This window comes from Actinoplanes sp. L3-i22 (genome assembly GCF_019704555.1).
Classification (GTDB): domain Bacteria; phylum Actinomycetota; class Actinomycetes; order Mycobacteriales; family Micromonosporaceae; genus Actinoplanes.
Genome location: NZ_AP024745.1, coordinates 300,701 through 312,631 on the forward strand (window position 1 = coordinate 300,701; position 11,931 = coordinate 312,631).

The 11,931-nt window shown below is 70.1% G+C and carries 9 protein-coding genes; 7 read left to right on the plus strand and 2 right to left on the minus strand.

The window, feature by feature from the left end; all coding sequences use genetic code 11:
- Positions 1-158 precede the first annotated feature (158 nt).
- From L3i22_RS01375 to topA, 6 genes are all read left to right on the plus strand, one after another.
- Positions 159-515 (plus strand): STAS domain-containing protein, encoded by a 357-nt coding sequence (locus L3i22_RS01375; protein WP_221325190.1) that lies wholly within the window; start codon positions 159-161, stop codon positions 513-515.
- On the plus strand, positions 512-952 hold the full coding sequence (locus L3i22_RS01380; protein ID WP_221325191.1) for an ATP-binding protein: 441 nt from the start codon (positions 512-514) through the stop codon (positions 950-952). The genes L3i22_RS01375 and L3i22_RS01380 overlap by 4 nt, the downstream gene beginning before the upstream one ends.
- A gap of 736 nt (positions 953-1,688) precedes the next feature.
- Entirely contained in the window at positions 1,689-4,091 is a 2,403-nt protein-coding gene (locus L3i22_RS01385) for a sodium-translocating pyrophosphatase (protein WP_221325192.1), read from the plus strand.
- A gap of 105 nt (positions 4,092-4,196) precedes the next feature.
- Complete coding sequence (locus L3i22_RS01390; protein ID WP_221325193.1) at positions 4,197-4,727, plus strand: hypothetical protein; 531 nt, start codon at positions 4,197-4,199, stop codon at positions 4,725-4,727.
- A 4-nt stretch (positions 4,728-4,731) separates the two neighbouring features.
- The gene (locus L3i22_RS01395; protein WP_221325194.1) at positions 4,732-5,460 is read left to right on the plus strand and encodes a hypothetical protein; all 729 of its coding nucleotides are present in this window, start codon (positions 4,732-4,734) and stop codon (positions 5,458-5,460) included.
- Positions 5,461-5,660: 200 nt separating this feature from the next.
- Positions 5,661-8,486 (plus strand): type I DNA topoisomerase, encoded by a 2,826-nt coding sequence (gene topA / locus L3i22_RS01400; RefSeq protein WP_221325195.1) that lies wholly within the window; start codon positions 5,661-5,663, stop codon positions 8,484-8,486.
- Here topA and L3i22_RS01405 read toward each other — a convergent pair whose 3' ends face one another.
- Entirely contained in the window at positions 8,487-9,785 is a 1,299-nt protein-coding gene (locus tag L3i22_RS01405; RefSeq protein WP_221325196.1) for a D-arabinono-1,4-lactone oxidase, read from the minus strand.
- Positions 9,786-9,900: 115 nt separating this feature from the next.
- Here L3i22_RS01405 and L3i22_RS01410 point away from each other — a divergent pair, with 115 nt between their 5' ends.
- Positions 9,901-10,530: a TetR family transcriptional regulator gene (locus L3i22_RS01410; RefSeq protein WP_221325197.1), complete on the plus strand. Its 630-nt coding sequence runs from the start codon at positions 9,901-9,903 to the stop codon at positions 10,528-10,530.
- A 16-nt stretch (positions 10,531-10,546) separates the two neighbouring features.
- Here the strand turns inward: L3i22_RS01410 and L3i22_RS01415 are convergent, their stop codons facing one another.
- The gene (locus L3i22_RS01415) at positions 10,547-11,752 is read right to left on the minus strand and encodes an amino acid deaminase/aldolase (RefSeq protein WP_221325198.1); all 1,206 of its coding nucleotides are present in this window, start codon (positions 11,750-11,752) and stop codon (positions 10,547-10,549) included.
- Positions 11,753-11,931 lie beyond the last annotated feature (179 nt).

Genomic DNA, 11,931 nt, shown 5'->3' on the forward strand with positions numbered 1-11,931 from the left:
CCGCGAGGAACACTCGGCGGGGCTGCGAAACCCAACCGCGATTCCGAAACTGGACAACGGGATGATGGAAGGCCCAAACGGGTAGGACGGTGGGTGCCACGCGTCGCCCGCCACCGGTCGGTGGTTAGATTCGCGGGGGAGATCAGGGAGGAGGACCGATGGAGCTGTCGCTGGCGACCCGGACCGTCGCTGAGCACACGGTGCTCGAAGTCGGTGGCGAGGTCGACGTTTACACCGCTCCCCGGCTGCGTGAGCGCCTGATCGAGCTGGTCGACGCCGGTGCGCGGGACGTGGTGGTCGATCTGGAGCGGGTCGAGTTCCTCGACTCGACCGGGCTCGGCGTGCTCGTCGGCGCGCTGAAACGGCTGCGGACCGCGCAGGGGACCTTCGGCTTGGTCTGTGCCAAGGAGCCCCTTCTCAAGATTTTCCGGATCACCGCGCTGGATCAGGTTTTCCCGATCTTCCCGACCGTCGAGGCTGCCACGAAACGCGACGGCAGCGGTCCAGCTTCGTGATGGCCACGGTTCGGCTGTCCTTCTCGCCGGCGCCGGTGCACGTTCGCACCGCCCGCCTGGTCGGTGTGGCGGTCGCCCGGCGGGCCGGGGTCGACGAGGCGCTGCTGGACGAGGTGCGCCTGGCGATCGGCGAGGCCTGCACCCGGGCGGTCGCCCTGCACCGGCAGTACGGTCTGACCGATCTTGTCACGGTTGAGATGTCGGATTCCGGTTCGTACACCGTCCGGGTCATCGACCATGCCCCGATCGAGGCCAGCATCGGCCTGACCAAGCTGCCACCGGACGAGTTGTCCTCCGAGTCGCTCACCGAGGACGATCTGACGACCGGTGTCGGTTTCGCCCTGCTCGCCGGCTTCGTCGACGACCTCCAGGTGCGCCCGGTCGAAGACGGCCCAGGCACCGAGGTCTGCATGGTCTGGCCCGTCACCCGCCGCTAAACCCCCATAAAAGCGGAAAAATCCCCCTGGGTACGGCGGTAGCCCACGCCCCGCACCCACCCAGCCGCGAACCAGCGGCCGCCCCCGCGACCTGGGCCCACGCACACCCCCTGGCCCTGCCCTGCCCGGTGTTCACCCCCGTTTCAGGGTTTTTCGGGCGCCGAAGGCGGCCTTTAATGCCCGCCGGGACCGCGAAGCGCGGCTGGGCCGGAAGTCGCCGCCGGCTTGCGCGGGTCCTTTTAAACCGCAACCCCCCACGGACATCGCCCTGGAGGGTTTTGCGTTCTGGGCGCCCCGCGCCCTGCAAAGCCCGCAAGGGTCCCCGCGGGAGCGACGATCTGTACCCCGGCGGACCGAGGCAAAAAAGATCTTCAGGGTGAAAGCCCGCCCCCAGCGGCGCGCGAGCAAAGATGATCTCCCACTTCGCCCCTATCCTCAATTCCGGCATTTCGCCAAATTTCCGAATGGTTGTGCGAGGCCGTGGCCCACCAGGCAAAAGATCAACCGCTCCGGATGCCCCAGCCGGGCGCCTGGCTAACACAGCGGTGAACATCATCGCGACACGGCCGGGTCGCCGTGTGACGATCGCCACGCGGGACCTATACAGTACGCGAGTTGTCAGCTACTCGCTGGACCCGCGGCCGCGGGTCCGGTCGTTGTTCCCCGGCTCCCCGGGGAACGCGCTCGGTGGTCTCGTCCGCCGCCGGGTGCGGTCGGTGTGTGTAGGAGGACATTGATGTCCGGGACCTCACTAAACCTCGCCGCCGAAGGCGGCGGAGTGTCCCTCAGCGGATCCAACGTCGTATTCGTCATCGTCGCTCTGGTGTTCGCCCTGATCGCGCTGGGCTTCGCCGCGATGTTCGTCCAGTCGGTGCTGCGCGCCGGCCGGGGCACCAAGAGCATGCAGGAGATCGCCGGCGCCGTGCAGGAAGGCGCGTCGGCCTATCTCTTCCGGCAGTTCAAGACGCTCGCCGTGTTCGTGGTGATCGCGGTCGTGCTGCTGTTCCTGTTGCCGGTGCACGACACCGACAACGAGACCTGGGTGAAGATCGGAAGATCGCTCTTCTTCATCGTCGGAGCGGTGTTCAGCTCGTTCATCGGCGGCGCCGGTATGGCTCTGGCGACGCGCGCCAACCTCCGGGTGGCCGCGGCGGCGGGTGAGCCCGGCGGTCGCGAGACCGCGATGGGCATCGCCTTCCGCACCGGCGGTGTGGTCGGCTTCCTCACCGTGGGTCTGGGACTGTTCGGCGGCGCCCTGGTGGTGCTGATCTTCACCACCGACGCACCGACCGTGCTGGAGGGCTTCGGCTTCGGCGCCGCGCTGCTCGCGATGTTCATGCGGGTCGGCGGCGGCATCTTCACCAAGGCCGCGGATGTCGGCGCCGACCTGGTCGGCAAGGTCGAGCAGGGCATTCCGGAGGACGACCCGCGCAACCCGGCGACGATCGCCGACAACGTGGGCGACAACGTCGGCGACTGTGCCGGCATGGCCGCCGACCTGTTCGAGTCGTACGCGGTGACCCTGGTCGCCGCCCTGATCCTGGGCCAGGTCGCGTTCGGCCAGGACGGCCTGATCTTCCCGCTGATCGTCTCCACGATCGGTGTGGTGATCGCGATCCTGGGCGTCTTCATCACCCGGCTGCGCCCGTCCGACCGCAACGGCCTGACCGCGATCAACCGGGCGTTCTACATCTCCGCCGTGGTGTCGGCGGTCGCGGTGGCCGTGGTCACCTTCCTCTACCTGCCGGACACCTTCGCCGGGTTCGGCGACGCGGGGATCGACAAGGGCGTGATCGCCAGCGGGCAGAACCCGCAGTTCGTGGCGATCGGCGCGGTGGTCATCGGGATCGTGCTGGCCGCCGCCATCCAGGCGCTGACCGGCTACTTCACCGAGACCAACAAGCGTCCGGTGCAGGACATCGGCAAGTCGTCGGCGACCGGCGCGGCGACCGTGGTGCTGGCCGGCATCAGCGTCGGCCTGGAGTCCGCGGTCTACTCGGCGCTGCTGATCGGCGCCGGCGTGTACGGCGCGTTCCTGCTCGGCGGCACGTCGCTGACCCTGTCGCTGTTCGCGGTGGCGCTGGCCGGCACCGGCCTGCTCACCACGGTCGGCGTCATCGTCGCGATGGACACGTTCGGCCCGATCTCGGACAACGCGCAGGGCATCGCGGAGATGTCCGGTGACGTCGACGAGAAGGGCGCGCAGATCCTGACCGAGCTCGACGCGGTGGGCAACACCACCAAGGCGATCACCAAGGGCATCGCGATCGCGACGGCCGTGCTGGCCGCCACGGCGCTGTTCGGGTCGTACACGAACAGCCTGGTCAGCTCGCTGACCGACGCCAAGGTCGCGGATGTGCAGGGCGAGATCTACCAGCTGCTGAACATCGCGAACCCGCGCAGCCTGGTCGGCCTGCTGATCGGCGCGGCGGTGGTGTTCCTCTTCTCCGGTCTGGCGATCAACGCGGTGTCCCGCTCGGCGGGCGCGGTGGTCATGGAGGTGCGCCGGCAGTTCCGGGAGCACCCCGGGATCATGGACCGCACCGAGCGGCCGGAGTACGGCCGGGTCGTCGACATCTGCACCCGGGACGCGCAGCGCGAGCTGCTCACACCCGGTCTGCTGGCGATCCTGGCGCCGATCGCGGTCGGTTTCGGACTGGGCGCGGGCGCGCTGGCGGCGTACCTGGCCGGCGCGATCGGCACCGGCACGCTGATGGCGGTCTTCCTGGCCAACTCCGGTGGGGCCTGGGACAACGCCAAGAAGCTGGTCGAGGACGGCGCCTACGGTGGCAAGGGCTCCGAGGCGCACGCGGCCACGGTCATCGGCGACACCGTCGGTGACCCGTTCAAGGACACCGCCGGCCCGGCCATCAACCCGCTGCTCAAGGTGATGAACCTGGTCTCGCTGCTGATCGCCCCGGCCGTCGTGACCTGGAGCATCGGCGCCGACGCGAACACCCCGTTGCGGGTGACCATCGCGCTGGTGGCGTTCGCGATCGTGGCCGCCGCGGTGGTCTGGAGCAAGAGCAAGGCGATCTCGATGGGCGACGATCCGACGGAGGCGGCCGCGGCCGGCGCCTCGGACACCGCCCGTGCCGCGCAGGAGGAACAGGCGCGGATCAAGGACAACGTGGGCTGAGTCCCGCTCTGTCCACGACGGGCGCCCGGCGACGAGCCGGGCGCCCGTTCGTTTGCCACCTATCGAGGCGTGTGGAGTGTCCGGCGGAAGCCGTACGCTGCTCCCATGCGCGCGGTCCGAACGATCTCCCTCGCTCTTGTCCTCGTGCTCGCCGTTCCGCTGGCCGCCTGTTCCTCCGGGCACAATGCCGAGGCCTGGGCCGCGTCGGTGTGCACCGCGCTGGCCCCCTGGCGCAGTGAGATCAGCACCCTGACCACCCGCACCCAGCAGCAGATGACCACGCGGACCACGCCCGGTCAGGCGAAGGAGAATCTGGCCCGGCTCTTCGACGGCGCCCGCACCTCGAGCGAGACGGCCCGGGCCGGTGTCGAGCGGGCCGGCGTGCCCGATGTCGACGACGGCAAGCGGATCGCCGCCGCGTTCGTCGGCTCGCTGGCCGGCATGCGGGACGCCTACGGGACCGCGCACGACGGCATCGAGTCGCTGGCCACCGCGCCGTCCAGCGCGTTCTACACCGAGGTCGGCAAGGTCGTCGACCGGCTCAACACGGAGTATGAGAAGAGTGGCCTGGACACCTCCCGGCTCGACTCGGTCGAGCTGAAGGACGCCTTCGAGTCCCTGCCCGAATGCCAGTGATGCGATGAGCGAGACCGGGTGGCCGCTGATCCCGCGGGAGACCCTGCCTCCGCCGATACCGGTGGAGCGCCGGTCCCACCCGCGCGACACGCCCAGACGCCCGGACGGGCGGCAGCTGTCGATGTTCGGCGCGGAGACCACCGAGCCGTCGCCGGCCGATCTCGCCGGGCTGCTCGCCGGGCCCGGCCGGCTGGGCCGGATCGGCGGCACGGCCCGGGTGTCGGTGATCGTCGACGACGCCTGGCGGGTGCACGTGCTGGTCGCCGAGTTCGTCGCCCGGGGCCTCTCCGCTACCTGGGCCCCGGTGATCGAGGAACCCCGGCAACAGAGTGAGCCGCCCGACACTCCGGAAGAGATTCTCGACACTCCCGAGGAACCGCCCCCGCCCCGCTTCGAAGTGCGGACCGCGTACTCCCGTCGGTTGAACGCCCTCGCGACGGCGTGGCCGGCGGTCGCCGCCGAGCTCTTCCTCTCCGGCCCCCGCCTGCGCCTGTGGGTCGCCGCCGCCGGCCGGCCCCGTCCGGGCGGCTTCCGCCTGGGGCTGGACCCGGCGAAAGACCCGGTCGAGGTGGACGCCGCGCTGGTCCGGGTGGGTCTGGCCGGCCGGGTGTCGGATGACGGACGGTGGTATCTGATCGCCGGCCGCCGGCGGCTGACCAGGCTCGCCGAGCTGGTCGGGGAACTGCCCGAGGCGGCCCCGCCCGAGATGTGGCCCGGTGGCGCAGGTGCGTGATCTTCCCGGATTGTGTCCGACATAACAGTGTCCTCCCGGTGTACGGTGTCGCGGTCGGACGCAAGCGGTGGCCGGACCGTTACCATCCGACTGCGGGGCTTACCGGGAATGAGTGCTCGTCCGGCGCGTTACGTTGAACATCTGTGCCTCGCCGGGTGCGACGACGGGGAGCGCCGAGGACCGAACCAAATGGGAGTGCCGTGCCGAGTGACGCCAGGTTGACCCGTCTGGTCATCGTCGAGTCTCCGTCGAAGGCCAAGACGATCGCCGGTTACCTGGGCCCCGACTATCTCGTCGAGGCCTCCGTCGGCCATATCCGTGACCTGCCGCGTAACGCGGACGAGGTGCCGGAGGAGTTCAAGGGCCAGGCCTGGGCCCGGCTCGGGGTCGACGTCGACAACGGTTTCCACGCCCTCTACGTGATCTCCGAGGGCCGAAAGCAGCAGGTGGCGAAGCTACGCCGGCTGGCCAAGGAGGTCGACGAGATCTTCCTCGCCACCGATGAGGACCGCGAGGGCGAGGCCATCGCCTGGCACCTGGTCGAGACGATCAAGCCCAAGGTGCCGGTCAAGCGGATGGTCTTCCACGAGATCACCAAGCCGGCCATCCAGGCCGCGGTGGCCAACCCGCGCGACATCGACCGTTCCCTGGTCGACGCGCAGGAGGCCCGCCGCATCCTGGACCGGCTGTACGGCTACGAGGTCAGCCCGGTCCTGTGGAAGAAGGTCATGCGTGGCCTCTCCGCCGGCCGCGTGCAGTCCGTCGCCACCCGGATCGTGGTCGAGCGTGAGCGCCAGCGGATGGCCTTCCGCTCCGCGGAGTACTGGGACATCCTGGCCCAGCTCTCGATCGTGGGCCCGGCCGAGGGCGCCCGGTCCTTCCAGGCGACGCTGATCGCGCTGGACGGCGACCGGATCGCCACCGGCAAGGACTTCGAGCCCACCACCGGGCAGCTGAAGACCGGCTCGGGCGCGGTCCAGCTGGACGGCGCCGGCGCCCGCGGGCTGGCCGCCCGTCTGGAGGGCCGCCCGTTCACGGTCACCCGGGTCGAGGAGAAGCCGTACCGGCGTAAGCCGTACGCGCCGTTCATCACCTCGACGCTGCAGCAGGAGGCGGCCCGCAAGCTGCGCCTCTCCTCGAAGCAGACGATGAGCGTGGCGCAGAGCCTGTACGAAAAGGGCTACATCACCTACATGCGTACCGACTCGGTGAACCTCTCCGAGACCGCCATCGCGGCCGCCCGCCGGCAGATCGGCGAGCTCTACGGGGCGAACAATGTGCCGCCGCAGCCGCGCCGCTACACCACCAAGGCGAAGAACGCGCAGGAGGCGCACGAGGCGATCCGCCCGTCCGGGGACAACTTCCGGACCCCCGGCGAGGTCGCCAAGGAGCTGAACTCGGAGGAGTTCCGCCTCTACGAGCTGATCTGGCGCCGGACCATCGCGTCCCAGATGACCGACGCGGTCGGCAACTCGGTGAGCGTCCGGATCCGGGCGATCACCACCTCGAACGAGGAGGCCGACTTCTCGGCGTCCGGCAAGACGATCACCGACCCCGGCTTCCTCCGGGCGTACGTGGAGTCCTCCGACGACGAGAACGCCGAGGCCGAGGACGCCGAGCGCCGCCTGCCGAACCTGGTGAAGGACCAGCCGCTGACCGCCGACGAGCTGAACGCGCTGGGCCACCACACCATCCCGCCGGCCCGGTACACGGAGGCCTCGCTGGTCAAGGCGCTGGAGGAGCTCGGCATCGGCCGCCCCTCCACGTACTCGTCGATCATGCAGACCATCCAGGACCGCGGGTACGTGGAGAAGCGCGGCCAGGCGATGATCCCGTCGTTCCTGGCGTTCGCGGTGATCGGTCTGCTCGAAGGGCACTACCCACAGCTGGTGGACTACAACTTCACCGCCGCGATGGAGGGCCAGCTCGACGACATCGCCGCCGGTGACGGCACCCAGCTGGACTTCCTCACCTCGTTCTACTTCGGCAGCCAGGCGCCCGGTGCGGACAAGGAGATCGCCCGGGCCGGCGGCCTGAAGAAGATGGTCACCGAGAACCTCAGCGCGATCGACGCGCGGGAGGTCAACTCGATCCCGCTCTTCACCGACGAGGAGAACCGTCAGGTCCTCGTCCGGGTCGGCAAGTTCGGGCCGTACCTGCAGCGCAAGGCGGCCGTGATCGCCGAGGGCGAGGAGGAGCCGGCCGAGGACCGCGCCTCGATCCCGGAGGGCGTGGCCCCCGACGAGCTCACCCCGGAGAAGGTGGCCGAGCTCTTCCTCGCCGGCAACGGCGACAAGGCGCTCGGCGACGACCCGGCGACCGGCGAGGCGGTGGTGGTCAAGTCCGGCCGCTACGGGGCGTACGTGCAGAGCGGCGAGCGCAGCTCGTCCCTGTTCGCCTCGCAGTCGCCGCAGACGCTGACGCTCGAGCAGGCGCTGCAGCTGCTCACGCTGCCCCGGACGGTCGGCAAGGACGCCGAGGGCAACGAGATCGTCGCGCGCAATGGGCGGTACGGGCCGTACATCTCCCGGCTGAAGGACTCGCGCTCGCTGGATAGCGAGGACCGGCTCTTCACGGTCACGCTGGACGAGGCGCTGGCCCTGCTGGCCGAGCCGAAGACCCGGGGTCAGCGGGGTGCGGCCAAGCCGCCGCTGCGGGACCTGGAGGGCGTCGACCCGGTGTCGGAGAAGCCGCTGGTGGTCAAGGACGGCCGCTTCGGGCCGTACGTGACCGACGGCGAGACGAACGTGACGCTGCGGCGCGGTCAGACCCCCGAGGAGCTGACCCTCGCGCAGGCGATCGAGATGATCGCCGAGAAGCGGGCGAAGGGTCCGGCGCCGAAGAAGACCACGGCGCGCAAGACCACGGCGAAGAAGGCCGAGCCGGCCAAGAAGGCGGCCGCGACCAAGAAGGCCACCCCGGCGAAGAAGGCGGCGCCGGCCAAGAAGGCCGCCGCGGCGAAGAAGGCGGCGCCGGCCAAGAAGACGACCGCCGCGGCCAAGAAAGCCGCGGCGTCCGCCGAGTAACTACTTGCCGAGCACCCGGTCCAGGTATTCGTTGGTGAAGACCCGGGCCGGGTCGAGGCGGTCCCGCACGGCCCGGAAGTCGTCGAAGCGGGGGTACGCCGGCCGCAGGTCAGCCGCGGTCCGATAGTGCAGCTTGCCCCAGTGCGGCCGCCCGCCCAGCGGCTCGCAGAGCGCCTCGAGCGCCTTGAAGTAGGGCTCGTACGGCACGCCGAGGTACTGGTGCACGGCGATGTAGGCGGATTCCCGGCCGTACCCGTGCGACAGCCACAGGTCGTCCGGCCCGGTGAACCGCACCTCGACCGGGAAGAGCACCTTGAACGGCAGCGAGTCGATCAGCCGGGGGAGCGCGTCGATCACGTCGGGCAGGGCGGCGCGCGGGATCTCGTACTCCATCTCGGTGAAGCGGACCCGGCGGGAGCTGCAGAAGACGTGGTCGGAGCGGCCGGTGTAGGTGCGGGCGCTCAGTGCGCGGGCCGCGATCGAGCTGAGCCCGGGCACCGCCCGCGGGAACTTTCGTCCGATTTTGCAGACACCTTCAAAAACGGTGTTGGACAGAAACTCGTCATCGAGCCAACTGCGGAACTTCGGCAGCGGCCGGTCGTGCTCCTCGACCCGCTTGTTGAGCTTCAGGCTGGCCCGATCGGTGTACGGATACCAGTAGAACTCCACGTGGTCGTTGGCCGGGATCCAGTCCGCGAGCCCGGCCAGCACGTCGGCCAGGGACATCGGCCGCTCGTCGGCGAGCAGCACGAACTCCGGCACGCACCGCAGGGTGACCTGGACAATCACGCCGAGCGCGCCCAGCCCGACGACCACGGCGTGGAACTCGGGGGACTCCCGGTCGTACCGCTCGATCTTGCCGTCGGCGGTGACCATGGTGACCGCCTCCACGCACGAGGCGAGGGTGGCGTGCTGGATCCCGGTCCCGTGGGTGGCCGTGGCGATCGCGCCGGCCACCGTCTGCGTGTCGATGTCGCCCAGGTTGGGCATGGCCAGGCCGTGCTGGGCCAGCACCGCGTTCAGCTCGGCCAGCCGCATCCCGGCCTGGACGGTGACCAGCGGACCGTCCACGGCGACCAGTTGATCGAGCCGGTGCAGCAACATCCGCTGGTCATCGGCGACCGCGATGGCGGTGAACGAGTGCCCGCTGCCGACCGTCTTGATCCGGCGGCCGGCCTCGGCGGAGGCGCTGACCATGGCCGCGACCTCGTCGATGCTTGCGGGGGCGAGGACCTCGGCGACGGACTGCTGGTTCTGTCCCCAGTTGGTCCACCGGCGGGAGTTAACGGGTGTAGTCATTCCGGCTTTTGTCCTCCGTCCGAGGGGACACCACCACCTGGCGTCCCGTCGATGTGCCTCGCTCGTTGATCCGAGTAACGTTCGATTTATCACTGCTGAGAGGGAGTGGCGACGCGTGTCGACACCAACCGTCAGCACCGGACCGCTGAGGCGGGTTCCGGTGCAGGGCAGAAGCGTTGCCCGGGTACAACGCATGCTCGATGCCTGCGCCGAGCTGGTGGACGAGGTGGGCTATGAGGGCCTGACCACGACACTGCTCGCCGAGCGGGCCGAGGTCGCCATCGGCTCGGTCTACCAGTTCTTCCCGGACAAACGGGCCATCGTCCAGGCCCTGGCGCTGCGCAACATGGACGCCTACCTGCAGAGCCTCTCCGACCGCTTCGCGGCGGAGACGTTCCAGCACTGGTGGGACGCGGTGGATGCGGCCATAGACGGTTACATTCACATGCACCGCAGCGTGCCGGGCTTCCGGACGCTGCACTTCGGCGACGTGGTCGACCTGCACCTGCTCGACTCGGACCGGGACAACAACGCGGTCATCGCCGAGCGCCTGGCCGAGCTGCTGACCGACCAGTTCAAGCTGGTCGACCGGAACCGGGTGCGGTTCGCGCTGCAGATCTCGGTGGAGGCCGCCGACGCGCTGATCAAGCTGGCGTTCCGGCGCGACCCGGCCGGTGACGAGGCGGTGCTGACCGAGGTCAAGGCCCTGATCCGGGAGTATCTGCACCGGCACGTGCACGCCTGAGCCGGCTCGCCGGGGCTCAGCCCAGGAACGCATGGCCCTCTCCCCGGTACGTCGGGGCCGGCGTCGCGGTGCTGCCGTCGATCAACTGCAACTCGTTGACGTGCTCGCACAGCTCGCCGGCCTTGGCGTGGCGGAACCAGACCCGGTCACCCGGGCGCAGCTGCTCGGCGGCGTCGCCGAGCAGCGGGGTCTGCACCTCGCCGGGGCCCTCGTCGCCCTTGAACGACAGCCCCTCGGGCAGGAACGGCAGGGGCAGCCGGGACGCCTCGGCCGGGCCGGAGGCGATCCAGCCGCCGCCGAGCACGGTCGCGATCCGCGGGGCCGGGCGGCGGACCACGGAGAGCGCGAAGAACGCGGCCGGGGTGGGCTGCCAGTTCCGGTACGAGTCGAACAGCGTCGGGCCGTAGAGCCCGGAGCCGGCGGTGACCTCGGTGACCGCCGGGTCCGCGCTGGTCGCGGCGACACTGCCGGTGCCGCCGCCGTTCACGTACGCCAGGTCGGCGTGTTCGCGGACCGCCCGGACCGCGGCGGCCCGGCGGTTGAGCAGCTCCGGGAAGGCCCGGCTCTGCATCAGCCGGATGGCCCGGCCGCGCAGCGCACGGCCCGGCGGGTCGTCGCCGACCCCGGCGATGTGCGCCTCGTAGGACATCAGCCCGACCAGCCGGAACCCCGGCCGACCGGCGATCTTGCGGGCGAGCGTGCCGGCCTGCACGGCCGAGTGCACGGGGGAGCGGCGGACCCCGACGTGCAGCGAGCCGGCCGGTTTCCAGGAGGCGTCCAGATCCATGCACAGCCGGACCGTGGCCCGCTCCTCCGGCGGCGACACCTGGTCGACCAGGTCGAGCTGGGCGGTGTGGTCCACCATGATCGAGATCGCGGCGGCCAGCTTCTCGTCGCCGGCCAGTTCCCGCAGCGCGGCGCGGTTCGCGGTCGGGTACGCCACCAGCACGTCGTCGGTCACGCCGGAGCGGACCAGCCAGATCGCCTCCGGAAGTGTGTAGGCCATCACACCGTGCCACCCGGGGCGGGCCAGGACCCGTTCCAGCAGGGCTCGGCACCGCACCGATTTGGTCGCCACCCGGATCGGCTTGCCCGCCGCGCGCGTGGTCAACCGGTCCGCGTTGTCGTCGAACGCGGCCAGGTCGATCACCGCGGTCGGCGTCTCCAGGTGATCGGTGGCCTTCTCCAGTCGCTGGCGCAGAGCATTGCGGTCGGTGAGCACACCGGCACGCTATCCCGATCCGAAGCAACGCGAAAGACATTCATCTCTCTTGCACTCGATGGTGCGAACCCCCGATGACCTGGGCGGGCCGGATACAGTGCTCCGAGCAGTGACCACGGGGAGGTAGGGGCCATCAACACGGAAAGCCGCCAGGAGACTGCGCCGGTCGACCTTTCGGG